This window comes from Lacticaseibacillus salsurae, assembly GCF_045862175.1.
Taxonomy (GTDB): Bacteria; Bacillota; Bacilli; order Lactobacillales; family Lactobacillaceae; genus Lacticaseibacillus; species Lacticaseibacillus salsurae.
In genome coordinates this window covers 48,803-71,957 of sequence record NZ_BAAFZI010000008.1, presented here as the reverse complement: position 1 = coordinate 71,957, position 23,155 = coordinate 48,803, and the positions used below count along the sequence as shown (strand labels likewise).

Sequence of the window (23,155 nt, the reverse complement as noted above, 5' to 3'; positions counted from 1 at the left end):
GGTCTGGTAACTTGAGGCACTGATTGGCAAGTTGCCTAAAGTTGATACGATGAAGAAACTCTTGGAACAAAACGAGCCCGGCGTCATTTGAAAGTTGACCGCCGTCGGCGGTCACAGTCACATTGGTATTGCATTGCAGGGATAAGCTGGTTAAAGTTGAGATGGTGTGAAGCCTCGCTTTCGTGATGGTTTTCGTTGACTCAACCTTAGCATATAGGCGCACCCAATGGGTGAAACACCAAAGCAGCGCAGTCCCGTGTGAATCATGGGATTGCGCTGCTTTTTTGAAATTCTATGAATAATCCAGGTGTAAGTATGTTTTGGGTCTGGTTCCGTTACAGTGATTTGAAATTGGGTTTCCAGCCGGCCACGATGCATATAGAGGGTCCGACTCCGAACTAGCCGAGCTGTGTCGCTACGTTCCCCACTCGCCGGATTTTGACCTGCGAAATGCTGTAAGCGACAAGCCGCTAACAACATTCTCAATATGCATTGTGGCCAGCTTCAGTCCAATTTCAAATCACTTAGATGAGGCCAGACCACCGACACCTGATGGCTACGAAATGTGTGATACCAGTGCTCGTATGCAATTAAACTTGTTGCCCGCGTCATAACCATGGGTGATTTTAATCTGTAAGTTAGTGATATTTTCGGGCCGCGAGGCATTGGTATCGCTAACTGGAAGATGAAAACCACACTTACGCTACCGGACATCATAAACAAAACTTGCGCTTTTACGTGTACTGTGTATACTAGTACACGTAATACGAAATCAGGAGGTGCGGCGCATGGATGATCCGAGATTCAGCCATTTGGCTTACTATGAACGCTTAGTGCTGGAAATCAAATCGCAGATCCTCAATGGCGCATTAGCGGTAGGCGATAAGCTGCCATCAGTGCGCGACATGGCCAAGCAACGGCAGCTCAACCCTAACACCGTGGCCAAAGCCTATAAAGCTTTGGAAGCTCAGCAAGTGGTTGAGGTGAAACCGGGGCTCGGCAGTTTTGTGGCAGAACAGCAACCGGGCACCGATGAGCAAACGCTTGGCAGTTTGCAAGCGCGGTTTCAAGCGGTGGTCGTGTCGGCGTTAACAGTAGGGGTACCGTTAACTGAATTAGAAGACTGGTTGCAACAAGCTGCTAAAGGAGGGATTTCATGAACGTTGTGGTGGATCACTTAGACAAAACAATTTTCAAAAAGCCAGTATTAGCTGATATTAGCTTCACATTAATTCCAGGCGAGATTGTGGGCTTAGTGGGGCGCAATGGGGTCGGCAAAACCACGATGATGCGCACGCTGGTGGATCAATATCATCCAGACGCAGGCAAAATCCTGGTCAATGACGCCAACTTGGCCCAAGTGCCAGCGCGGCGGTCGGATTTATTTTATTTAGATGCAGAAGGCATTTTCTTTAAACGCTGGCGCTTGGGCAAAGTCGGACAAGCGTTTCAAGCGGGATATCCGAATTTTGATTTGGCGATTTATTCACAGTTGTTGCATCGCTTCAAGTTGAAAGACCAACGTTATGGGCAGTTGTCCAAAGGTTATCAAGCTTTGGTGCGCGTGGCGTTGGCGATTGCCAGTCAAGCCGAATTTATTTTGTTTGATGAACCCTTCGATGGGTTAGACGTGATCGTGCGTCAACAAATCGTCGACTTGGTGATCGATTTGGTCGCAGATGGCAAGCGCGGCGTGTTGATTGCCTCACATGATCTGCGGGAACTCGACGGGCTAGCCGATCGGGCGTTGATGCTCAAGCATGAAACCTTGATCAAAGACATTCGCTTAGAAGATTTGCGCAAGCTCGCGTCCAAACGCCAAATGGTATTTTCGGGCAAAACGATTCCCGAGGTCATTAAAGCCAACGGGCACATTTTGTCGATTCAAGGTCGGGTGGCGATCGTTTTGTTTGAAGATTACAACGACACCGTTAAATCGGAAGTCGACGCGGTCAAACCGGTGTTAAACGAGGCGCTGCCGTTGCAGCTAGCGGATCTTTTCATCAGCGAATTAAAGGAGGGCTAAAGGATGGTGAACATCAAACAGTTGTGGTGGCGCCGTTATCGCGGCTTGATCGTGCTGGTCTTGATTGCCGCGACGGCGTGGATGGCGCTGTTAGCCAATGGGCAAATTGCCAGTTATCAAAATGGCATCTCAGAAAAAGGTTATGCATCGCGTCAACAATATCGCGCCGAGCGCAAAGATTATCTTAAACATCCCAAAGATTATAGCGAACCGATCAAATCATTTGCGGCTTGGCAAAAGGATAATTTGCAAATTTATCGCAATGCCCAAGAATCGGCGGAATATATGGGGATGTCACCAAAAGAAGCAAATCACCAAATCTTACCAGCCTATTCTAATGGCGAAGTGGTAGATTTCGTGATCATGATTGCGGCTTTATTGATTGGGGCGTTTGTGGCGGCGTGGGATCATTTGGGGCAGTTTGATCGCTTTATCTTTGGGTTAGGGGTCAAACGCCAGCGGTATTATTGGTGGCGGACCAGTGGGTTGATCGGCTTAGCTACAGTAGCGACGGTCATTGTCTTTGGCGGTTACTGGGCGTTATTATTGGCGAATATTCCTAGTGACATCGTCAGCTTGTCTGCGGCAACAGCATGGGCGATTTTCGCTTATAACTGGCTGTTGACCGTGATGGGTATTTTATTAGGCCAGTTGATCGGCTTAGTCGTCGCCAATCCAGTGGCAGTCGGCGTGGTGAGTGTCGTCAGCATGATTTTAGGCTATCTGGGCGTGCAGAACTTGTCCTTACTCGCCGTCCAATTCAAACTGATTAATAGCAGCTTTAAGTTGGACATGCCACAACTTGGTTACTGGCCGATTATGATCGGGGCCACGTTGTTGACCGTCGGGGCGCTGTTTGGCGGCCATTGGGTCTATCAGCGCTTGTCATTAGATTATCCTGGCTGGTTGCGCTTGCGCCAGGCCTTGGTGCCAACGGCCATCGTCGGGGTGATTTTAGTGGGCAGTGCAGAGTTATTCTTTGATGAGCATGGCAATCTGGAAGCGTTCAGCTTGACGTTTCAATTGGTCACCTTAGCAATTGTGTTAGGGATTGCCTTTTGGCATCATCGACGGCTGACGACGGCCTAAAAAAGTAGGAATTGGCCGCGGCTGATTCCTTCTTTTTTTATAGTCGAAAATTAGTCACATTTTCCACACAGATTCGCCGCGAATTGCCACTTATTTATGCAAGAGTTTCCGCTAAGCTAAACCTATTGTTAAATGAGGGAGCGATTGTTATGAATTTTGTCAAACGCGCCTGGTTGAACTTGCGCTTTAAAAAAGGCCGCACCGCACTGTTGATTCTTGTGACCAGTGCCATTATGTTATTTGTGCTGGCGGGCCTTTTGATCAGAAGTGCCGCAACCACGGCGACGCAACAAGCTAAAGACTCAGTCGGGGCAACGTTGACCTTGAGTGCCAATCGAGATGCGGCATTTAAGAAAATGCGTTCGTCGACGAGCACGACCAGTGGCAAGCCGTCGATGCCCAAACTCACCACTAGTCCGGTGAAGTTAAGCACCGCTAAGCAAATTGCCGCGTTGTCCGGTGTTTCTAGCTACTCAGCGACGGTTTCGACTTCGGCGAACGCCAAGGGCTTTGATGCCATCGAAACGTCGAGTTCCAGTTCGAGCTTTGGCGGCGGGAAAATGCCTGGTGGCACCAGCTCGTCCAGTGGTGATATCACGGTTTCTGGGGTCACCAGCACCGCCTCCAACTCGAATTTCTCTGAGGGTACTTACACGATTACCTCAGGGCGCGGGTTGAAAGCCAGTGATGCCAATACCAAAAACGTCGTCATCGAAACCAACTTAGCCAAATCCAACTCGTTGAAAGTTGGCAGCACCATTAAGTTGAAAGCCACCACTGGGAGCAAATCGACCTACACCTTGAAAGTCGTCGGCATTTATAAAGCCAAATCCAGTGCCACGGCTTCCATGGGCCCAGGCCAATCGGACCCAGCCAATACAGTATTTACGGGCACGACTTTTGCCAACACGTTGAAAGGCAGCAAGTATGCCGGAACTGCGGATTCTGTGACCTTTAACGTTTCTACCCCTTCTAAGGTATCCAGTGTCAAAGCCCAAGCCAAGAAGCTGATCAATACTTCCAAGTATTCAATCAACTCCGATGATGCTTCTTATCAAATGGTCAAGTCCTCCATGAAGTCCGTCACCGGCTTTGCCAATAAAATTGTTTGGCTGGTGGTGATCGCAGGGACGATTATTTTAGCCTTGATCGTGATTTTGATGATTCGCGAACGTCGCTATGAAATTGGCGTGTTGTTATCCTTAGGCGAAAGCCGGATGAAAATCATTGCCCAATTCTTCGTGGAATTGTTAGTCGTCTTAGTGATCGGCGTCGGCGTGGCTGGCGTTGGTGGCAAGTTTGTCGGGGATAAACTTGCCCAACAAATCGTTTCTACGCAAACTACCACCACGACGAGTTCGACCAGTCAAATGGGTGGCATGCCTGGCGGTTCTGCTAACAGTCAAGGTGGCGCCCCAGGTGGTCAAGCAATGGGCAACAAGTCACAAACCATGGCCACGCAGCAACAAAAGCAAACCAAGTTGTCGACGCAAGTGACCCCACAAGCGATTTTACTTTTGATCGGCGTCGGTTTGGTCATCATCTTCATTGCGATTTTAGTCGGGGCTGGCGGCATCTTACGCTTGCAGCCGAAGAAAGTCTTGATCGGATAGGAGGATCGCGATGTTAACGACAGAAAAATTAACTTATTGGTACACCAGCGCCGACCAAGCGCTATTTAAAGACGTCGACTTAGAATTTTCCGCCGGTCACTCATATGCGATTGTCGGCCAATCCGGGTCTGGGAAAACCACGATGGTGTCGCTGTTGGCAGGCTTAGATAAGCCGCGCGGTGGCAAAATCAAGTTCAATGGTGCCGACATCGCTGGTATCGGCTTGTCCAACTACCGGAAAAATGATGTCGCCATTGTGTTTCAGGCGTATAACTTGTTCACGTACATGTCGGCTTTAGAGAATTTGATGTCGGCCATGGCAATCACAAATTCTAAGCACAAAGGCGACAAAGAATTTGCCAAGCAAATGTTGGCGAAATTGGGCTTATCCGAAGACCAAATGACCAAGAATGTTCAAAAGCTTTCCGGTGGTCAACAACAACGCGTGGCGATTGCCCGGACTATGGTGTGTGATGCGCCGTTGGTGGTAGCCGATGAACCAACTGGGAACTTGGATGAAGAAAATACCGACGCAGTGATCAACTTATTTCAAGAAATCGCCGAGGATCTCGGCAAGTGCGTCATCATCGTCACTCATGAATCTGATGTCGCCAACCGCTGTGATGCGGTGATTCGCTTAGCTCACAAGCAGTTCACTTGGGAGAAAACCATTTCCGAAAGCTAAATCACTAAAAGAAGCAACCCTCGATTTGCCTAATTCCCAAAGGCAGGTCAGGGGTTGCTTTTTTGAATGGTGCGGTCATTTGGTAAGTTAGATATACCAATTGCCTAGCGGCCCAAAAATCTGTGGGCGAAAGCGTTTGGCGCCACTGCGGAAAACTGGACAAGTTGCCAGTGCGGCCGGCTACGGAAATCGGCAAAAATCGCCGATGTTCCTTTGCCTAAAAATCGAGCCAAGAAAACCACTTGTCTTGATTTTTGCCGGTGAAATCCGCGCAAACCGCCACAAATCGGCGTTTCACTTGATTTCACTTTCACAGGCAATTGTCCAATTTTCCTCCGCTCTGCCAAGCCGCTTCCGCCCACAGATTTCTCGGTTAGTATCAATGACCAAAACAAAAACCCTCGGTATTGACGAATGCGTTCAGTACCGAGGTTTGGTGATTATTTCAAAGTCGAGTTGGTAATTTTCCCAATGACGCTACCCGTGGTTTTGGTGACGCGAGCAGTGAATTGCAACTGGTCATTTGCTTGGATGAAGCGGGCAGTGGCATCATCTTTTAAGGCCACGGCATAGACACGCGTATCGCCTTTTAATAAGAAGTACAACGTGCTGTTACTTAAACTAGTGCGAACAACGGTGCCACGCACCGCTTGCTTTTTGCCAGTGGTGGCTGCGGCTGTCGGGTTTTCACCAAATAATGCGCGATATTTTGCCAACGCAGCGGTGGCGGACTCACCAGTCGCAACCGTGCTTGACGTCCCGTTGCCGCTGGCTTGCAGATAGACGTAACTGCGAAAGGCATTCGAGGAATCTAACATTGAAACGACCCATGTCGGGCGGTGGTCGATGCGATAGAGCATGGGCATCTTTGGCTTCCAGCCGGTTTGTTTCATCATATCACGGGCGAGCTTTTGGGCGCGGTCTGGGGTCATCGCGTCTTCGGTTTCGCGATAATAGGTGGTTTTACCGGTGGCTGCGTCGGTGAAGGCATAACCCATCACGGAAGTTTGCGCAGATTTAGCCGACGTCAGCGATTGTTGATAAAAAATCTGGCCGTTATACATCACTGGGGTCACGGAATTATCATCACCTTCCGTCCCAGCGCCGGCGACTGACACCATCACGCCATTGCGCGCGCCGCCCCAGCCATTGGCATTCCACCAGCCGTTGCGGTCGCTGCCCCAAGCGGCAACTTGTTCACTGGCGCTGGTGGGGTCTATGGCCACATCAAGCCATGATGGCTTCTTACTGAGATCACGATAATATTTCAAGGCGCCAGACACAGCGTTGACGGTGACGACGGCTTTATGGCGGAAGTCTTGGCGATTGGTGGCGCCGAAGCGTTTGATTAAGGTCGCCACATAATAAGGGGTGCCATTTTCAGAAATTTCCAGTTGCGGGGCGTTGGCCATCAAAACATAACCAGAATTAGCCGTGGCGGCATACATTTTCCGCCGGACATCTTTGGCAAAATAGGCTTCTGGCGTGTAGGCCATAGCCCGCTTCACAAATTGCGGGCGTGCGGTTTTGCTAGTGGCATTGGTGACAAAATACCCGTCGACTTGCCGATAGCGTAAATACCGAAAGAAACTGCCGTCAAAGGCTAACGGGGCGACATACACCAACTGGCCGTGATTGATTTGCGCGCGGACATGTTGGACATCATAGACGTTGGCGTTTTTAATATTGGATAGTGAATTATTCACTTGCGTCAAAACGGTTTGAGGCGTGTTGACGACTGGCGCTTGTTTAGCCGTGGCTACCGCAGGCAACGGCGCGTTTTTAGTGGTGGCGACTTGGGTGATTGGGGCACTGGTGGCCACAGATTTGGCGTCTTTAATGCCTAGAAAGGCAAAGATGCCACTGGCGACTAACCATGCGATCAACAACATCGCGGCCAATTGGGCAAAAGGCGCGACTTTTGCGTTGACGACTTTGGTTTTGCTGTGCTTGCTGTTAGAAGATAACAGTTGTTTGAACTGCAACTGCCCGCCGAACAAGGCCAAGACAATGGCAATCACCAAGCCGTTCAATAAGTTTGCGGAAATGGTCGACGCCAGACTTGGTGTGGGTAAGGTGAAATACACGAACGCGGCGTAAAAGAGAAACCAAACCGCCGTGAAGCCCCAAATCCCGATTGCCGATTTTTGCTGATGGTGCCAGGTCAAAAACAAGCCCCCGCCTGCACCCAGTAGTAGCCCTAGCGCACAAAAGCGCAAGGTGATCCCTAAAAATAAGCCCAACATATTTTTTTCCTCCAGTATTTTACCCAGTATAACAAAAAAGCCCCTGTAAAGACTGCAGCGGCTGATAATTATTCATCTTCTTCGTCATCTTCGACTGGTGGCAATTCCGGGCCGACGGTGACGTCAAACCAATTGGCAAAGCCCCGCGCGAAGTCGGTGACGGTGAAGGTGTAGCGATCGATTTTAATTTCATCATGAAGCTTGATGTTAGGATGTTCTTCGGTTAAATAGCCGGCGATGGTGACGATGTCAGATTCTTGAAACGCTTTGAGCTTAGTGTGAAAGAAGCGTTCAAAGTCATACAGCGTGGTTTTCCCAGACACTTTGAAGACGTCATCTTTGTCGGTTTTGATGATGTATTCATCCGACACATCATCGATTTCATCTTTGACCGTCCCGAATAATTCTTCGTAAATATCTTTATCCGTGACGATGCCACTGGTGCCACCGTATTCATCGACGACCACGACGATCGGCGTTTGTTTGCGGATCATTTGTTGCAAAATGTTGTGAATCGGCATGCCTTCTGGAACCGTGACGATTGTCCGTAAAATCTTGGACACCCGGACAGAATCATCGACGCGGGCTTGACGCACCAAATCGTAAATGTAGACATAACCTAAAATTTTATCTTTATCCCCGTCAGCGACCACTGGAAAGCGCGAATAGCCTTCCGTTAAGTAATCGCGAATGACTTCTTTGACGGTGGTATCGATGTCGATGACCACCAAGCTGGTGCGATCGACCATCACGTCACGTGCTTCTTTGTCGTTGAGGTCAAAGGCGCGTTGCATGTAGGTGACATCGTTTTGATCCATTTCCCCAGAGCCGACTGCGGCTTTGGACAAGTTGAGAATTTCCGCTTGGGTGAAGACTTCATTGCCTTCATCAGCGGGCTTCATCCCGATCAAGCGCACGATGCCTGTGGCCGACGAGTTCAACAACCAAACAAACGGATAGAAGATAATATGGAAGTAATGTAGTGGGGTGACCACAAACATCAAGGATTTGATCGGCAAATCGATGGCCACGTTCTTCGGCACGATTTCCGTTAACACCACTTCTAAGTAAGTTAAAATCAATACCCCAAAAATCGCGCCGACAATATGCAAGCTCCCGTTAGGTAATTGTAGCGGCGTTAATTTGAGCAGGTCTAAAAGTAAGAATTCAACGGTTTCTTCCCCAATCCACCCTAAAATGATCCCAGCGACGGAAACCCCGACTTGGGTGGTGGAAAGATACTCGTTTAAGTTGTGGACCATCTTAAGCGCGCGTTTCAACTTTTTACGGTTGCCTGCACCCGCATCTAAAAGTTCCTCTAGCGCGCTTGGGCGACTTTGCACCAGCGCGAACTCACTTGCCACAAAAAAGGCGGCAAATAAGAAGGTGACGACCATCACCAGTAGGTTAGAGGCGACTTGGCCACTGTCCATTCAAACATTCCCCATTTCTAATTGTAAATTACGTCCATTTTAGCATTGCCGCGCGCAATATAACAGCAGTTTACAGAAACTTCACGCGCGGCTTGTGGTATGCTGGAGAAAAGCTGTCGATAAGGAGCATTGCGATGAATCAGATCCAAATGTTTCGCCAAACTATGGCCGCATTTAAAGCCGACCCAGAGTGGCCGACAAGTCGCTTGATCACGGCACCATTACCTGAGACCCCAGCGCTTGGCCGCAAAAAAGCCGCTTGGCGCGCGATCAATGCCGATGTGTTTGCCGTGATGTCGGAACCGCTTGAACATGTGGGCGTGATGAATTTCGCCAGTCCCACCAATCCTGGCGGCGGGGTGGAATTTGGCGCCAAAGCCCAAGAAGAAAGCATCGCCAAAGGCACATATTTGGTGCCGGCGTTGCGTCAATTTGAGTCCAGCTATTATGCGCCAAATCGCGCCGATGCCAATGGCGGGTTGAACACGCCGAATTTGATCTATTCGCAACATGTGCGCCAAGTGTTTGATCATGAAGGCCAACGCTTGGTCGGCAAATATGTCGATATCGTCACCGTTGCGGCACCGAATTTGCGGCGCTACCCGAATTTGGATCAAGCCAAAGCCTTGGCCGATATTGCCGACAAGATCTTACAAACGTTGCGGGCTTTTAAAGCTAATGGCGTGCGCACCCCGATTTTAGGGGCGTTTGGTTGCGGGGTGTTTGGCAATCCGCCACAAGCTGTCGGGCGTTTGTTTGGGCAAGCATTGCGGCGCAGCGAATTCAACGGCGCTTGGGATGAAGTGGTGTTTGCGCTGTATGATCCGCATGGCGACATTTATGGGCAATTTGTCAAAGGCTTAAGAAATCAGGAGTAATCAACAATGGAAATTTTGGTTTTACAACACGAAGACAATGAAGATCCTGGGTTGATCTTCGATTGGGCAGCTGCCCAAGATATTCAATTAAAGGTCATGCGCCCAGATCTTGGCGACAACCTCACGCCGATCAATGCACATGATCTAGACGGCTTGATCTTACTCGGCGGCCCGCAAAATGTCGACGATGATCATACCTGGCTTGCTGCTGAGCGTATTTTGATCCGCAGTATGGATAAAATCGGCCGCCCAGTGTTTGGCATTTGCTTAGGCGCCCAACAAATCGTGCGCGCGTTTGGCACGCCAGTCTTGCCAATGCCACTTCCAGAACTCGGCCGCGGCACCGTCACCCGCCCTGATGGCAGCGAATTGGCAGTATTTCAGTGGCACATGATGGGCATGGGCCAATTGCCTGGGGCCACGATCCGCTACACCAACCAAGCCGTGACCAATCAAGGTTTCTCTTATCATCACCGCATCATGGGCGTGCAATTTCATTTGGAATTCACCCCTAAGCAACAAGCAGCCATGATCGCGCATAGCGAATTTGCCGATTTGCCTGCGTTAAATGACATGGAGCAAATCGCCGCCGTCACTGAATTAAATGGCTTGTTAGACGAAGTATTCCTGTAGTTCAAGTAGGGTGACCCGACTGAACCGCCAGCATTTTAAATCGAATTTAACGCGACTGATGTGAGAACACATTGGTGGCGTTTTTTTGGCTGGGCTTGTATACTGAACCTATCACCCAAAGGAGGCAGAAACATGCCTGAATTGCTGAAGATCCATCATGGTTTCAACTTTCGAGACTTAGGCGGCTACACCACCAAAGCCGGCCAAACGCTGCGTTATCACAAGCTGATCCGCTCAGGCCGGTTGAATGAATTGTCTGATCGCGACCAGCGCTATTTAGCCGATTACGGTGTCCGCGTGGATGTTGATTTCCGCTCACCACAAGAACAAAGCGACCAGCCTGATCGCTTGCCTCAAGGTGCGGCGTATCATTTTGACCCGGTATTTCCGACTGATGAAACCAAAGCCTCAGTGAAAGTCGAAGCATTGCGCCGCCAAGCGTTAGCCAAAGATCCACTTGGCGGGTTTCGCAACATGGTGAATACTTATGCTGACATTGTCACTTTGCCTAGCGCGCAAAAAGCGTATCGAGAATTCTTTGATCTGTTATTGGCCAATGAAGGCGATGGCGCGTTGTTGTTTCATTGCAGCGCCGGCAAAGATCGCACTGGCATGGGGGCGGTGTACTTGTTGACGGCATTAGGCGTCGATCCGATCACCATCCGCCGCGATTATTTGGCGTCGAATCTGTATTTGGCTGAAGAATCTGAACGCATGGTCAATGAAGCGCGTCAAACTGGGGCCGGTCCGGCGTTCATCGCGTCGACGCGTTCGCTTGGTGGGGTGTCCAATGAATATTTGGATTCAGCGCTGATGACCATCAACGGGCATTATGGGTCATTGGATCATTATTTGACCGATGTGTTGAAAGTCACTGCAGCTCAGCGCCGCGACATACGCGCTATTTATTTAGAATAGGCTTATAATGGAAGTAGTAAGAAAGGAGTGAGGGTGTTGAAACTTTATCAAGGATTGACCCAAGTTCAAGTCAATGACACCATGATTTCAGATGCGCATGATTTTACCATCACCACTGAGCTGACGAAGCCATTGCACTACAGCCCAAACTTGCTTTATCGCTATATCGATCACGTGTTAAAAGCTGGCAGTCGCCATGATGAAAATAACTTGAAGTATGTGTCTGACCCGGCTTTTATCGGCGAAAACTACGACTTCAAAAGCGACCCTGAAACCGCCAATATCTCAGATTTCGAAGATAAAATGACGTTTGCCCGCAATGTGGTGGAAGACCTCAACCGCCATGTGGCCATTAACTTAGACACCAAACAAAACCGCTTTGAATTGATTTTTGTCGATTGATCCAAGCCTGAACCGACCCTTGACGAGTTGCCCCTTGCCAAGGGTCGGTTTTTGGTTAGCGGCGGTGCAATCGCGATGACCATACGCTATAATGATTTTCGAAAGGACGTGTCAGTCATGCCAGACCTTTATCCAAAAATGCATTCTGATCAACCGGAAAGTTTGCCCACGACTACCGGCGATCGCCAACCGCTATGGCAAGCCCTCGCCAAACAAGCGCCGAACTTAAGCGGCAAGCGGGTGCTGGCGATCCATGCTGGTGACGGCTGGTTTTGTCGCTGTGCGATCAATCATGGCGCCATTGCAGTATTAGGCGTCGATCATGACGCCCAAGCGATTTCTGATGCCCGCGCCACCGCAAGTTCAGACCGCTTGCGCTATCGGATCATGCCAGATTCAGAACTTAAATTGTTGACCGGCCCATATGATGTGATCATGGGGACGTTTGATCTTGGTCAAGACGATTTACGCCAGATCACGCATGTGTTGGCGAAGTTGTTGCGACATAACGGCCAAATGCTTGCGGCAGTCACCACGCCATTGGCTCAGCCGGTGGCAGGCAAAGCGCCACAGTTGAATACGTTGTTTACCACTAACTTATCCATCGATACGGTTTATCAAATTACTGATGCGCGCTTGGCGGCGCGTGAGCAGATCCATTTGGTGTTTTCGTCTCGCGCCCATCGCCGTGATTAAGAATTTTTAATTATTTTTATGCTTGTAACATGTCTGCAATATCAAACAAAACCCCCAGTCAACGTGTATTGACTGGGGGTTTTGTTTTGCGGGTCCATTTTTCTAAGCGGGCCATGGTTATTCAGCTTCAGGGTCGGTGGCACTGGCGATCACAAGCCCTGCTGCAAAGCTAGCAACAAGTTCTTTTTTCGTTGCGGACAAGACTTGATCGTTATAAGTCAATACGGTGTTGTTGCTCAATAGGTCTTCAAGGCGGATCACCGTTTTGCCTTCGATATCAGGCGCAGCATTCTTGGCTTTGGCGTATTTGTCTGGATAAGCCAACGCTAAGATCGCCAGCGGATCACTTTCGTAATAATCAGCGAGCTTGCGGATACTGCGTTCGCTGGGAACAGTTTGGTCATTTTCCCACTTGGTGAAGCTAGCAGGAGAAGTGTGCGTGGCCTTGGCCACCTCGACGATCGATTCGCCGCGGCTCTTACGGGTTTGGCGTAAGGCACTACCAACAGTTTCTGTCATTAATATTTCACCACGATTCTAAATTTTTGAGACTGACACTACACATAATAATTTAACTTTTTAACGCACAAAATGCAATCGTTATCGCAGAATTTATTTAATTTTTTATTACATGATGGTCACTGTTCGCGTTTGCAAGGGGTTTAAAATAATAGCGCAGTGGCTTCACTTCGCAAGCGCTTGCCAAAATTGGCGGCTAAGACTTGTTTTCGCCGCCGCGTTGGCTTACGCTTATCTTATAAGAATAAAGGAAGTGATCAGATGGACCAAGAATATAACCAATTGTTAGTGCCAGTCGATGGCTCAGATGAAGCCGAGCTTGCGTTCCAAAAAGCGGTCAAAGTGGCTGCCGCAAACCACGCACATCTGGATATTTTGAACGTCCTTGACACCAAGCAGTTCATCGGCGGCTATGGTGGCATGATCTCCGGTGATGCCGTTTATCAACTCACCCAAGATGCCGAAAGCTACCTCAACGGTTTATCCGAGCGGGCGAAAAAAGCGGGCTTGGAAGATGTTGCCATTCACGTACGGTTTGGCAATCCCAAAACCGTTATCGCAACGGACTTCCCACATGACCATAAAATCGATTTGATCATCATTGGGGCCACTGGCTTAAATGCCATGGAACGCGTATTGGTTGGGTCTGTGACTGAATACGTGAACCGCACGGCACCTTGTGATGTATTGATCGTCAAAACTGCGTAATGGTTCGATAAGTCAAGGTCTTGGCCTTGGCTTTTTATTTGCCGTGATTTGTTACAATAAAGAAAACACTTGGAGTCAGTGATGCGTAAGAAACGATTACTTGGGATCATCATGGGGATGGTGGCGGCAATGCTTTGGGGGATCTCAGGCCCTGCTAGTGAAGTGCTGTTTGCCCATCATGTCAGCGTCAGTTGGCTGATCAGCTCAAAAATGGTTCTCGCCGGCGTGGTGTCGATGGTGTTGGCCATTGCCATAGATGGCAAACAAGTCCTAGCCCCGTGGCAAAATAAAAAAGCCGCTGGCCAATTGGTGATCTTTATTTTATTTGGCATGATCGCCATGCAATATATTTACTACAAAGCCGTCGCCGTGGCCAATGCGCCGACTGCCACGATCTTACAATTCTTGTCGCCAGTTGTGGTGGTGATCTACGTCGCCTTGAAAACGCGCGAGTTACCGCGGCGCTTAGATGTGTTAGTGATCGCCTTGGCCATGTTTGGGACGCTATTGGTGGTGACCAAAGGCCATTTGACCCAACTGGCCATCAGTCCCCAAGCGTTGACTTGGGGGCTATTGTCAGCTTTAGCCGCGGCAGCTTATGCGATTTTACCTGCGGCGCTGCTGGAAACATATTCGCCGTTGACAGTGACGGCATGGGCGCAGCTGTTAGGCGGGGCATTGCTGTCGATCAATACCCCTTGGTGGGCGCGCATCCCGCATTTGTCCATGCTGGATTGGGGCGCGTATGCGTTTGTGGTGATCGCCGGGACGATCGTGGCTTACTTGCTGTATTTGATGGCGCTGCAATATGTGTCAGTGACGGCGGTGAGTTTGCTGGATGCCTTCGAGCCGCTTGGCGCCACGTTGACGTCGGTACTGTTTATGGGTTTTGTACTCACTGGCGCCGAATTGTTAGGCGGCTTGATCATTATTGCCGCAGTGATCTTGATGAGTTTAATGGAGCCAAAAGCACCGGAAAGCTAAGGTTGGCGTTTGAATTTGTGACTGCACGAAAATCTGCAGGCTCCGACAAAAAGTGCTCCGGCGGGCTGGTCATGGAACGCAATGCCGTTCGTCGGAGCTAACTCGCAAAAACCGCGAGTGGATCTCCTTCTCGCTGGGGTCTAAGCGATAAATCGCTAAGACCCCCACGGCTGATGACCAGCCCGCCTCCGCGCTTTTTGCCTCCGCCCGCAGATTTTCTCGACTGGTCTCCCAAATTCAAATGACTGCGATCCTTTAATCATTTACAAGAGGCGTGACTTTGACATGGTTTGGCACTAGTGTGTATAACCTACTAGCGGCAAACCACTGTGTCAGTGAATGCGCCCGACTGGGGTGGTTTTGTCTGTACGTCATCGACTGCGCAGCAGAAAAGTTGGTGGCGAAGGGGAATTGGTGTCGCGGAAGAAAGCTGGCCAATTGCCGTGAAAGTGAAATCAAAGATGACACCGGGCTTTGGTGGCATCCGCAGATTTCACCGGCAAATATTGAAACAGCGGGTTTTGCTGGTTCAATATTTAGGCGTAAGAACATCGGCGGGTTTTGCCGATTTCTAAAGCCGGCCGCACGGCAACTTGGCCAGTTTTCTGGAGTGATGCCAATTCCCCGTAGCCGCCAGCTTTTCGGACCGCAACGCAAGAAAAAACGGCCAAGGCACAGCCTTGACCGCAACAGTTTAACGATGATGATCCGCGAGTAGATTCGGGAGCCGGCGTTGATGCTGATCAGGCAACAACGCCAAGATGTAGCCATTTTTGACCCGCAACTTGTAGGTGATCTTAGGCTTAAGTTCCGTCGGCTTCCCGAAGGCGTCATACATCGGTAATTCATGTGTCGGTGTTGTCATTTTGCATCCCTCCTCAGTCTTTCTACTTTTAGTATAACCGTTTTCATAAGCTTTGACGTTACCACTGGGTTACAGTTGGCGCGGATAATGATACAATAGTTACCAGAAAAGTTAACTGGAGGTCCCCATGGAGCAATATAGCATTAGTGAATTAGCCGACTGGCTGGAAGCCCAATCAGATGCGCTGTTGGCAAAATCAGCCGTATTTCCAGAAGCCAAAGTGCAAGCCGTTGTGGATTATTTAAAGGTGTTGAAACACCCTGCCACGGCTTACTTAGATACGCTGCAAGGTCACTATGACCGCCATGAATCTGATCACAAGTTGAACTTGTTGGCAGACAAAGCCCCACTTGCTGAACTTGAAGATCGGGTGATGGTCAACCATGTGGATGGCTCGATCACTGACGATCATCTCAACTTCACTTACAACCACGAACCAGTTTTTGAAGGCGGCTACCAACCTAAAAAGGACTTGAACATCATTAAGTTCGGCTTGGAAGTCATCGGGGCAGTGGCGACGACTGGCCATTTGGAAACCGAATCCAACGCCTTATCCCCAGATGCCATGGTGACGTTGATCGTGGCGGCGCACACGTTTGCTAAATGGCAAGCTTAGGCGCCAACCAATCAGAATCCGATAATTCATGCTGGTACCTGGTTACTGGCACCCATAAATGAGCTTTTAAAATTGCGCGAACACTTTGCCAAAAGGCCGGGTCTTCGCGCTGTTTTTGATTGGTGTGGATCACAAGTTCTGCCCCAGTTTCGGTGTGGGCTTGGATATTGGGATAATCGATGGTTTCTAGTTTAACGGTAAAGACTTCTAATTCGTTTCGTAACATCAGCACTCATCCTTTCGATAGGTTCAATTTACTTGGTGGATGTGGTGGAATTCTCAAGTTGGCGTGATGATTTCGTGAAGACTTGCTTGCGTTTTCATAAAGGATGCAATAGGAGCAAAATTGGTCTATACTGATTGTAAAAGTGCTTGATCAAGGAGGAGAAACATGACCGTTCAATTACTACCAGCAGGGCAAGAAGCAGAGTTTTATGCGTTGGCCCGGTATGCGTTCAACAAGCCGCAATCGCCGCATCGCGATGCCGCGTTTGCCAGTTTATACGCGCATTCAGATGCTTGGGGCATCGGCGCGCCTTTGCAAAGCGGGTTGTTAAACACCCATTTTGCGGTGGATTTTGCCGGCGTGACTTACAAAATGGGCGGCATTGGGTATGTCGCCAGTTATCCAGAAGCAGGCGGTAATGGCGGCATTACCGCGATCATGCATGAAGCTTTTGCCAAAATGCGCGAAAATGGCGAAACGCTGTCGTATCTAGCGCCATTTTCAGCGACGTTTTATCGGCGGTTTGGGTATGAAGGCGCCTTTGATCAAATGACGCATGAATTAAACGCCAGCGATTTTCCCAAACTGCCGCGGCCTAATGCGGCGGTGTCAGTGAAGCGGATGCGCTTTGCCGCGGCGATCAACGCGATGCAAGAAGTGTATGACCGCAATAAAGTCTCCACCCGCGGCGGTTTGGTGCGTGCCGATTGGTGGTGGCTGAACTTGGCCGATCATTATCCAGCACGTGAAGTGGCAGTGGCGATGATGGGCGAGCGGGCGACAGGGTATGTGATCTACGAGCGCGCCGGCGATACGTTTATCTTGCACGAGTTGATGTATGACGATCTCAACGCCTTGATCGCGTTAGGACGGTTTGTCGGCGGGCATCGCTCAGCGTTTGCCAAGTTCGTGTACACCACTGGCAACTTGGCGCCGCTACATGACTTGTTCCCAGAACCTTTGGTGTTAACAAGCAGTGCTACCGCATACATGATGGCGCGGATCGTGGATCTGCAAGACTTCATGCAACGCTACCCGTACCAAGTGAGCGACTTGGCCCCAGTGATCTTGCAAGTCAATGATGACTTCATCCCCGAAAATAGTGGCTTGTGGCAGTTGGCCATTGACGATGGTCGCGTCAGCTTTGAACCTGTCAAAAAAGGGACGCCGGCGGTCACTTTGTCTGAGCAACAACTTGTCAAAGCGACCTTTGGGGTCCGGCGGCTACGCGATTTGTATAATTTAGGTTTGGTCGATGGGGATGCTTATGCCATTGGCGTATTGTCAGATATTTTTATCCCGCATCAAACGCAACTTTACGATTACTTCTAATCAATCAGGCCAGCTCACATTTTGCGAGCTGGCCTGATTTTAGTTGTATTGGGCTAAAAGCGCTTGATGTTACAGCCTGATCTAGTTGCGTGCCATCAAGCAACGCTCAAACACACAAACACCTTCGCACCGCGCATTCAAAAAGCGAATGCGAGGCGCAAAGACGCTTGTGCGTTGGGCTAAGCCCGCTTGATGTCACAGCCTGACCTAGTCGCGTGCCATCAAGCAACGCCCCAACACACAAACACCTTCACACCACGCATTCAAAAAGCGAATGCGAGGCGCAAAGGCGCTTGTGCGTTGGGCTAAGCCCGCTTGATGTTACAGCCTGATCTTATAAATACGGGGCATATTCTTGTTGCAAGCGTTGATCTAATGCTTTTTTGGCGGCGTCTGATTGGAAGCTGCCGGCACAAGCTTCGCGGTTGAATCGCAGAAAGTCGGCGACCCTCGTCTGGAAGTGTTCGGCAAAGAGTTGGTATTCGCGCGTTAACGTGGTGTTGGATACAGTGCGGTTGTCGGTATTGATGCAAAGGCGCGCGTGGGCGGCCATTAACGCAGGATATGGATAATCGGCGAAATGCTTGGCGGCTTTGGTTTGCAAGTTGCTGGTCAAACACAGCTCCGCTAACGCGTTGGCGTCGACAAATTCGGCGATCGCGTCTGGATGATCTTGTAACGCCGTGGCGTGGCCGATGCGGCGGACGCCTTGGTTGATGGCATCGCGAATATTTTGCACGCAATGGCATTCGCCGGCATGTAAGGTCAAGGGCACGCCTAAGCTTTTGGCATAAGCGATGGTGTCAGTGAGCACTGCCGTGGGATAATCGGCTTCATTGCCAGCAAAATCAAACCCTGCCAAGCCTTTGCTCTCAGCTGCCGCTTTAAAAATTTGGGCGTTCAACGCTGGGTCAGATTGCCGCATCCCACACACCAAACACGCAGCGACCACATCAAATTCGGCCATTGCTTGATGTAACCCGGCGACGACTGCTTCAATGGTTTGCGCGACGGATAAGCCAAGATCCAGGGAAAATTCTGGCGCAAAGCGGATCTCGATATAGCGGACATTTTCTTGGGCGGCTTGTTTGACCACGTCATAAGCCGCCAACTTTAACGCCGCTTGCGTTTGTAGCAGTGGCCGGATCACGTCAAAAGGTCGCAAGTAGTCCAGCAATGTGGCCGCATCTCTTGGCGCTTGTACCAGCTGGGTCAATGCCGCGTCGCTGGCTGGTAGCGAAATGTCTGCCATATGGGCTAACTTGCGGATCGCAGCCAACGACAAAGAACCGTCCAAGTGGCAATGTAATTCAACTTTAGGCAAGTGGTGATACAATGAAGTCATGGGGCAACCCTCCAATTTCAATCAGTGTAGCACAATTTATAGGAGGCTTCGATAAGATGCGAATGGTCGACTTGATCGCCAAAAAACGCGATCACCACGAAATGACAGCCGAAGAGATCAATTGGATGATCCAACATTACGTCGCGGAAAAGATCCCAGATTATCAAATGAGCGCGATGTTGATGGCGATCTATTTTAACGGCATGACCGACTCAGAACAAGCCACGCTGGCTCAAGCGATGTTGGCGTCAGGCCAGCGGCTGGATCTAAGTGCCATTGCTGGCGTCAAAGTCGACAAACACTCTACTGGCGGCGTTGGCGATAAGTTGACCATTCCGTTGTTGCCATTAATGGCTAGCCTTGGTGTGCCGGTGCCGATGATCTCTGGGCGCGGGCTTGGGTTTACCGGCGGCACCTTGGATAAATTAGAAAGTATCCCGAATTTCAACGTACAGCTCACCACCAAACAATTTATCGACCAAGTGGCGACGATCCATCAAGCCATCACTCAAGCTAGCACTGACTTGGCCCCAGCAGACAAGCGCTTGTACGCTTTGCGCGACGTGACTGGCACGGTCGCGTCAACGCCTTTGATCGCCGCGTCGATCATGTCCAAGAAACTTGCCAGTGGCACGGATGCCTTAGTGTTTGATGTCAAAAGTGGCAATGGCGCCTTTATGCCAGATGATGCTGCCGCAGAGAAATTGGCCAAAGCCTTGATCAGCATCGCCAAAGCCAATGGCGTTAAAGCGCATGCCTTGATCACAGATATGAATCAGCCTTTAGGGATCACCATTGGCAATTCGCTGGAAGTCGCGGAATCTATCGCAGTGTTAAAAGGTCGCGGCCCCCAAGATGTTCATCAGCTGTTAGTGACTCAAGCGGCACATATGCTGGTATTAGGAAAGCGTGCCGACACCTTAGAACTGGGCATCGGGATGGCTGAAGACGCTTTGCGCGATGGCCGCGCGATGCGGGCATTCAAGCAACTGGTTCAAGCGCAAGGCGGGGATGTGCGCGTATTAGATGACCCCAGACGCTTGCCACAAGCCAGCCAAAAAGTGGCGATCAAAGCTGAAAGTGCCGGATTTGTCGGCGCTATCGATACCAAAGCCTTGGGTGTGGCAGTGATGCAGATCGGCGGCGGGCGCGCCCAACAAGATGACACCCTTGATCTGACTGCTGGGTTGGTTTTGCATAAGAAGTTAGAGACACCGGTTTCCGTCGGCGATACCTTAGCGGTGGCGTATGCCAGCGAAGTCGATCCGCACATGATCGTCGATGCGGTCCGATCAGCGTATACGATCACCGCCGAAAAGCCGACGCCAACGCCATTGATCCACCAGATTATCAAATAAATGTTTACGAATCTTGCCGCGGTTAGCTTGTTTAACCGCGGTATTATTATGCTGTCAAATGTAAACGCTTATTGTCTATGGCTAGAATCGTCAACGCTTGGGGGAGTTTGGTCACGATCTTTCGGCATAGGCAAAGCAAAGGAGGGCGGCAGTATGGGTGCAACGGTGTTGGAGTTGGCACGATTTCAATTTGCGATGACCACCGTGTTTCATTTTTTCTTTGTCCCATTTAGTATCGGCATGGCGTTGGTGACAGCCATTATGGAAACCATGTTCGTGCGCACGAAAAAGCCATTATATAAACAAATGACCTTATTTTGGGGCAAGATCTTCTTGTTGAGTTTTGCCGTTGGGGTGGTCACTGGGATCATTCAAGAATTCCAATTTGGGATGAATTGGTCGAATTATTCGCGCTTTATGGGGGATATTTTTGGCGCACCATTGGCCATTGAAGCGCTGTTGGCGTTTTTCATGGAATCGACGTTTATCGGGTTGTGGATGTTCACCTGGGATCGCTTCAAGCCAGCAATGCATGCGGCAATGATCTGGTTGGTATGGTTAGGCACCACGCTTTCGGCGATTTGGATCTTAAGCGCGAATTCCTTTATGCAACATCCCACCGGTTTTGCGATCAATCAAACCACTGGCCGAGTGAAGTTAGTGGACTTTGGGGCGGTGATCACCAATCCGCAATTATGGGTGGAATTTCCGCATGTGATTTTTGGCGCCTTTACCACTGCTGGGTTTGCGGTGGCAGGCATGGCAGCATGGCGCTTGTTGAAACACGACCATGAAGCTTTTTACTTACAGTCGCTGCGAGTTGGCTTGATTGTCGGCTTAGTGGCGGTCGTCGGCGCGATCGGTGTCGGCGATTTGCAAACGCAATTCATTATCAAAGATCAGCCGATGAAATTTGCCGCCACTGAAGGGATCTACAAAGATTCCGGCGACCCAGCAGCTTGGACGGTGGTGGAATTGATCGACAGCAAAAATCATCAGGTGTCGCATGCTGTTGACGTGCCTGTCTTGCTGAGTTTGCTGTCTTATCATAAAACCACTGGCCAAGTGAAAGGCATGGATTCAGCCAATGCCGAGCTACAAGCCAAATACGGCAAAGACAAGAATTATTATGTGCCAGTGAAGACCTTGTTTTGGTCATTTCGGGTAATGTCTGGTGGCGGCGTCGCCTTGGCCTTAGTGGGGGCATTAGGTTTATGGTTCAGCCGCAAGAAAAATAACACCTTGATCGCCAAGCGCTGGGTCTTGTGGCTACTTGGGATCGCCTTGTGGGTACCGTTTTTGCTTAACACTGCTGGTTGGTTGATCACCGAATTAGGCCGTTATCCTTGGACCGTCTACGGGCTGTACACCATTCAAGATGCCATCAGCCCAACGACAACGGCAGGTCAGCTATGGTTTTCCAATATCGCTTACTTGTTGATTTTCAGCTTACTGGGCGGGGTGATGGTGTATTTCAGCCATCAGAACTTGGTCATGGGACCAGACGCACCAGGTACGCTGAATTACGGTATCGATGAGATCACGCCATTGGAGGGGAAGCTGTCATGAGCCCATTACAATTATTATGGTTTCTGCTGTTGGCAGTCTTATTTATCGGTTTTTTCGTTTTAGAAGGGTTTGACTTTGGCGTTGGCATGGCCACACGGCTGTTAGCCAAAAATGAAGCCGAGCGCAAACAATTGGTCGCCACCATCGGTCCACATTGGGATGGCAATGAAGTGTGGCTGATCACCGCTGGCGGGGCGATGTTTGCGTCTTATCCGCTGTGGTATGCCAGCTTGTTTTCGGGGTTTTACATTTTATTTTTCTTGGTGTTGGTAGGGTTGATCTTGCGCGGGGTGTCGTTTGAATTTGCGGCGCATGCCCAAAGCCAAGCCGGTCGCGATATTTGGCGCTGGGCGCTATTTATCGGTAGCGTGTTGCCGCCGTTTTTGCTGGGGATGATCTTTACAGCGATCATTCAACCGCTGACCATCGACGCGCATATGGATATTTATGCCAGCTTCGGCGAACAAGTCAACTTATTGACCTTAGTTGGCGGCGTGGCAGTGACTTTGATGTGTTTCATGCACGGGTTGAATTTCATCCGCTTAAAAACCACTGGTGCCTTGCGTAAGCGGGCTTTGGCTTATAACCAGGTGCTGATCTGGGTGTTATATGCTGGCGCGGTGGTATTTGCAATTTTGGTATTTTTCTTCACTGACTTTTTTGCGAAGCGGCCGATCAGTTCAGGCCTCATCGTGGGCTTGATCGTATTGGCGATCGTGGTGGAACATTTGGCGATCATGAAAAATCGTGAAGGCTTGTCATTGATCGCCAGCGGCTCGGCGTTGGCGTTAGTGGTGTGCTTGATTTTTAACGGGTTGTTCCCGCGGGTCTTGATCGCCAAAAATGCGGCCAATTCGTTATTGATCACCCAAGCGTCGGCGTCGAATCTGACGTTGACGATCATGACTGGCGTAACGGTGGTATTGTTACCGATCGCGTTGGCGTATTTCATCTGGGCGTATGTGGTTTTTCACAAGCGGGTCCCAGAACTGTCGTAAGTTGTTGGTGCAAGGG

At 50.0% G+C, this 23,155-nt stretch carries 24 protein-coding genes; 18 read left to right on the top strand and 6 right to left on the bottom strand.

All coding sequences use genetic code 11. The features are described 5' to 3' along the window. The first annotated feature begins 788 nt into the window (after positions 1–788). From ACKTSG_RS04645 to ACKTSG_RS04625, 5 genes are all read left to right on the top strand, one after another. A complete protein-coding gene (locus ACKTSG_RS04645; protein ID WP_407892423.1) occupies positions 789–1,160 on the top strand; it encodes a GntR family transcriptional regulator in 372 nt (123 codons plus the stop codon). Continuing rightward, positions 1,157–2,026: an ATP-binding cassette domain-containing protein gene (locus ACKTSG_RS04640; RefSeq protein WP_407892421.1), complete on the top strand. Its 870-nt coding sequence runs from the start codon at positions 1,157–1,159 to the stop codon at positions 2,024–2,026. The genes ACKTSG_RS04645 and ACKTSG_RS04640 overlap by 4 nt, the downstream gene beginning before the upstream one ends. 3 nt (positions 2,027–2,029) lie before the next feature. Beyond that, the gene (locus tag ACKTSG_RS04635) at positions 2,030–3,115 is read left to right on the top strand and encodes a hypothetical protein (RefSeq protein WP_407892419.1); all 1,086 of its coding nucleotides are present in this window, start codon (positions 2,030–2,032) and stop codon (positions 3,113–3,115) included. 149 nt (positions 3,116–3,264) lie between these two features. Beyond that, positions 3,265–4,728, top strand: a complete 1,464-nt coding sequence (locus ACKTSG_RS04630) for an ABC transporter permease (protein WP_407892417.1) — start codon at positions 3,265–3,267, stop codon at positions 4,726–4,728. 10 nt (positions 4,729–4,738) lie between these two features. Then, on the top strand, positions 4,739–5,413 hold the full coding sequence (locus ACKTSG_RS04625; protein WP_407892416.1) for an ABC transporter ATP-binding protein: 675 nt from the start codon (positions 4,739–4,741) through the stop codon (positions 5,411–5,413). Positions 5,414–5,853: 440 nt separating this feature from the next. On the opposite strand, the gene ACKTSG_RS04620 is transcribed toward ACKTSG_RS04625, so the two are convergent. Next, positions 5,854–7,659: a hypothetical protein gene (locus ACKTSG_RS04620; RefSeq protein ID WP_407892414.1), complete on the bottom strand. Its 1,806-nt coding sequence runs from the start codon at positions 7,657–7,659 to the stop codon at positions 5,854–5,856. 68 nt (positions 7,660–7,727) lie between these two features. After that, positions 7,728–9,092, bottom strand: coding sequence for a hemolysin family protein (locus tag ACKTSG_RS04615; protein ID WP_407892412.1), 1,365 nt, complete (start codon positions 9,090–9,092; stop codon positions 7,728–7,730). A 134-nt stretch (positions 9,093–9,226) separates the two neighbouring features. Between ACKTSG_RS04615 and ACKTSG_RS04610 the strand changes: the two genes are divergently transcribed. From ACKTSG_RS04610 to ACKTSG_RS04590, 5 genes are all read left to right on the top strand, one after another. Next, positions 9,227–9,970 (top strand): TIGR02452 family protein, encoded by a 744-nt coding sequence (locus ACKTSG_RS04610; protein WP_407892411.1) that lies wholly within the window; start codon positions 9,227–9,229, stop codon positions 9,968–9,970. Between the two features lie 6 nt (positions 9,971–9,976). Continuing rightward, positions 9,977–10,603, top strand: coding sequence for a type 1 glutamine amidotransferase (locus ACKTSG_RS04605; RefSeq protein WP_407892409.1), 627 nt, complete (start codon positions 9,977–9,979; stop codon positions 10,601–10,603). Between the two features lie 132 nt (positions 10,604–10,735). Further along, positions 10,736–11,521 (top strand): tyrosine-protein phosphatase, encoded by a 786-nt coding sequence (locus tag ACKTSG_RS04600; RefSeq protein WP_407892407.1) that lies wholly within the window; start codon positions 10,736–10,738, stop codon positions 11,519–11,521. 36 nt (positions 11,522–11,557) lie between these two features. Further along, positions 11,558–11,923 (top strand): hypothetical protein, encoded by a 366-nt coding sequence (locus ACKTSG_RS04595; protein ID WP_407892405.1) that lies wholly within the window; start codon positions 11,558–11,560, stop codon positions 11,921–11,923. A gap of 117 nt (positions 11,924–12,040) precedes the next feature. Then, positions 12,041–12,619, top strand: a complete 579-nt coding sequence (locus ACKTSG_RS04590; protein WP_407892403.1) for a class I SAM-dependent methyltransferase — start codon at positions 12,041–12,043, stop codon at positions 12,617–12,619. A 117-nt stretch (positions 12,620–12,736) separates the two neighbouring features. Here ACKTSG_RS04590 and ACKTSG_RS04585 read toward each other — a convergent pair whose 3' ends face one another. Further along, on the bottom strand, positions 12,737–13,138 hold the full coding sequence (locus ACKTSG_RS04585) for a helix-turn-helix domain-containing protein (RefSeq protein WP_407892401.1): 402 nt from the start codon (positions 13,136–13,138) through the stop codon (positions 12,737–12,739). 261 nt (positions 13,139–13,399) lie between these two features. On the opposite strand from ACKTSG_RS04585, the gene ACKTSG_RS04580 reads away from it, so the two are divergent. The 3 genes from ACKTSG_RS04580 (at position 13,400) to ACKTSG_RS04570 (ending at position 15,548) form a co-directional block, all read left to right on the top strand. Beyond that, positions 13,400–13,846, top strand: coding sequence for a universal stress protein (locus ACKTSG_RS04580; protein WP_125709314.1), 447 nt, complete (start codon positions 13,400–13,402; stop codon positions 13,844–13,846). Between the two features lie 81 nt (positions 13,847–13,927). After that, the gene (locus ACKTSG_RS04575) at positions 13,928–14,830 is read left to right on the top strand and encodes a DMT family transporter (protein WP_407892399.1); all 903 of its coding nucleotides are present in this window, start codon (positions 13,928–13,930) and stop codon (positions 14,828–14,830) included. A gap of 280 nt (positions 14,831–15,110) precedes the next feature. Then, complete coding sequence (locus ACKTSG_RS04570) at positions 15,111–15,548, top strand: hypothetical protein (protein WP_407892397.1); 438 nt, start codon at positions 15,111–15,113, stop codon at positions 15,546–15,548. On the opposite strand, the gene ACKTSG_RS04565 is transcribed toward ACKTSG_RS04570, so the two are convergent. Next, positions 15,525–15,695, bottom strand: a complete 171-nt coding sequence (locus tag ACKTSG_RS04565) for a hypothetical protein (protein WP_407892395.1) — start codon at positions 15,693–15,695, stop codon at positions 15,525–15,527. The two genes, ACKTSG_RS04570 and ACKTSG_RS04565, sit on opposite strands and share 24 nt — an antisense overlap. A gap of 127 nt (positions 15,696–15,822) precedes the next feature. Between ACKTSG_RS04565 and ACKTSG_RS04560 the strand changes: the two genes are divergently transcribed. After that, the gene (locus tag ACKTSG_RS04560; RefSeq protein ID WP_407892393.1) at positions 15,823–16,311 is read left to right on the top strand and encodes a hypothetical protein; all 489 of its coding nucleotides are present in this window, start codon (positions 15,823–15,825) and stop codon (positions 16,309–16,311) included. Here the strand turns inward: ACKTSG_RS04560 and ACKTSG_RS04555 are convergent. Beyond that, entirely contained in the window at positions 16,295–16,537 is a 243-nt protein-coding gene (locus tag ACKTSG_RS04555) for a hypothetical protein (RefSeq protein ID WP_407892391.1), read from the bottom strand. The genes ACKTSG_RS04560 and ACKTSG_RS04555 overlap by 17 nt on opposite strands. 165 nt (positions 16,538–16,702) lie before the next feature. Here ACKTSG_RS04555 and ACKTSG_RS04550 point away from each other — a divergent pair, with 165 nt between their 5' ends. Beyond that, positions 16,703–17,869, top strand: coding sequence for a GNAT family N-acetyltransferase (locus ACKTSG_RS04550; RefSeq protein WP_407892389.1), 1,167 nt, complete (start codon positions 16,703–16,705; stop codon positions 17,867–17,869). Positions 17,870–18,203: 334 nt separating this feature from the next. Here the strand turns inward: ACKTSG_RS04550 and add are convergent, their stop codons facing one another. Next, positions 18,204–19,214, bottom strand: coding sequence for an adenosine deaminase (gene add / locus ACKTSG_RS04545; protein WP_407892387.1), 1,011 nt, complete (start codon positions 19,212–19,214; stop codon positions 18,204–18,206). Between the two features lie 56 nt (positions 19,215–19,270). Here add and ACKTSG_RS04540 point away from each other — a divergent pair, with 56 nt between their 5' ends. From ACKTSG_RS04540 to cydB, 3 genes are all read left to right on the top strand, one after another. Then, positions 19,271–20,572, top strand: coding sequence for a thymidine phosphorylase (locus tag ACKTSG_RS04540; RefSeq protein ID WP_407892385.1), 1,302 nt, complete (start codon positions 19,271–19,273; stop codon positions 20,570–20,572). Positions 20,573–20,725: 153 nt separating this feature from the next. Then, positions 20,726–22,141 carry a cytochrome ubiquinol oxidase subunit I gene (locus ACKTSG_RS04535; protein ID WP_407892382.1) on the top strand — a complete coding sequence of 472 codons (1,416 nt, stop codon included), beginning with the start codon at positions 20,726–20,728 and terminating at the stop codon, positions 22,139–22,141. Beyond that, a complete protein-coding gene (gene cydB / locus ACKTSG_RS04530) occupies positions 22,138–23,139 on the top strand; it encodes a cytochrome d ubiquinol oxidase subunit II (protein WP_407892380.1) in 1,002 nt (333 codons plus the stop codon). The genes ACKTSG_RS04535 and cydB overlap by 4 nt, the downstream gene beginning before the upstream one ends. The last annotated feature ends 16 nt before the right edge of the window (positions 23,140–23,155 follow it).

What these genes read in the sequence shown, in the direction of transcription:
- ACKTSG_RS04645 (WP_407892423.1), top strand. Translation starts at nt 789, where the DNA reads ATGGATGATCCGAGATTCAGCCATTTGGCTTACTATGAACGCTTAGTG.
- ACKTSG_RS04640 (WP_407892421.1), top strand. Translation starts at nt 1,157, where the DNA reads ATGAACGTTGTGGTGGATCACTTAGACAAAACAATTTTCAAAAAGCCA.
- ACKTSG_RS04635 (WP_407892419.1), top strand. Translation starts at nt 2,030, where the DNA reads ATGGTGAACATCAAACAGTTGTGGTGGCGCCGTTATCGCGGCTTGATC.
- ACKTSG_RS04630 (WP_407892417.1), top strand. Translation starts at nt 3,265, where the DNA reads ATGAATTTTGTCAAACGCGCCTGGTTGAACTTGCGCTTTAAAAAAGGC.
- ACKTSG_RS04625 (WP_407892416.1), top strand. Translation starts at nt 4,739, where the DNA reads ATGTTAACGACAGAAAAATTAACTTATTGGTACACCAGCGCCGACCAA.
- ACKTSG_RS04620 (WP_407892414.1), bottom strand. Translation starts at nt 7,659, where the DNA reads ATGTTGGGCTTATTTTTAGGGATCACCTTGCGCTTTTGTGCGCTAGGG.
- ACKTSG_RS04615 (WP_407892412.1), bottom strand. Translation starts at nt 9,092, where the DNA reads ATGGACAGTGGCCAAGTCGCCTCTAACCTACTGGTGATGGTCGTCACC.
- ACKTSG_RS04610 (WP_407892411.1), top strand. Translation starts at nt 9,227, where the DNA reads ATGAATCAGATCCAAATGTTTCGCCAAACTATGGCCGCATTTAAAGCC.
- ACKTSG_RS04605 (WP_407892409.1), top strand. Translation starts at nt 9,977, where the DNA reads ATGGAAATTTTGGTTTTACAACACGAAGACAATGAAGATCCTGGGTTG.
- ACKTSG_RS04600 (WP_407892407.1), top strand. Translation starts at nt 10,736, where the DNA reads ATGCCTGAATTGCTGAAGATCCATCATGGTTTCAACTTTCGAGACTTA.
- ACKTSG_RS04590 (WP_407892403.1), top strand. Translation starts at nt 12,041, where the DNA reads ATGCCAGACCTTTATCCAAAAATGCATTCTGATCAACCGGAAAGTTTG.
- ACKTSG_RS04585 (WP_407892401.1), bottom strand. Translation starts at nt 13,138, where the DNA reads ATGACAGAAACTGTTGGTAGTGCCTTACGCCAAACCCGTAAGAGCCGC.
- ACKTSG_RS04580 (WP_125709314.1), top strand. Translation starts at nt 13,400, where the DNA reads ATGGACCAAGAATATAACCAATTGTTAGTGCCAGTCGATGGCTCAGAT.
- ACKTSG_RS04575 (WP_407892399.1), top strand. Translation starts at nt 13,928, where the DNA reads ATGCGTAAGAAACGATTACTTGGGATCATCATGGGGATGGTGGCGGCA.
- ACKTSG_RS04565 (WP_407892395.1), bottom strand. Translation starts at nt 15,695, where the DNA reads ATGACAACACCGACACATGAATTACCGATGTATGACGCCTTCGGGAAG.
- ACKTSG_RS04560 (WP_407892393.1), top strand. Translation starts at nt 15,823, where the DNA reads ATGGAGCAATATAGCATTAGTGAATTAGCCGACTGGCTGGAAGCCCAA.
- ACKTSG_RS04555 (WP_407892391.1), bottom strand. Translation starts at nt 16,537, where the DNA reads ATGTTACGAAACGAATTAGAAGTCTTTACCGTTAAACTAGAAACCATC.
- ACKTSG_RS04550 (WP_407892389.1), top strand. Translation starts at nt 16,703, where the DNA reads ATGACCGTTCAATTACTACCAGCAGGGCAAGAAGCAGAGTTTTATGCG.
- add (WP_407892387.1), bottom strand. Translation starts at nt 19,214, where the DNA reads ATGACTTCATTGTATCACCACTTGCCTAAAGTTGAATTACATTGCCAC.
- ACKTSG_RS04540 (WP_407892385.1), top strand. Translation starts at nt 19,271, where the DNA reads ATGCGAATGGTCGACTTGATCGCCAAAAAACGCGATCACCACGAAATG.
- ACKTSG_RS04535 (WP_407892382.1), top strand. Translation starts at nt 20,726, where the DNA reads ATGGGTGCAACGGTGTTGGAGTTGGCACGATTTCAATTTGCGATGACC.
- cydB (WP_407892380.1), top strand. Translation starts at nt 22,138, where the DNA reads ATGAGCCCATTACAATTATTATGGTTTCTGCTGTTGGCAGTCTTATTT.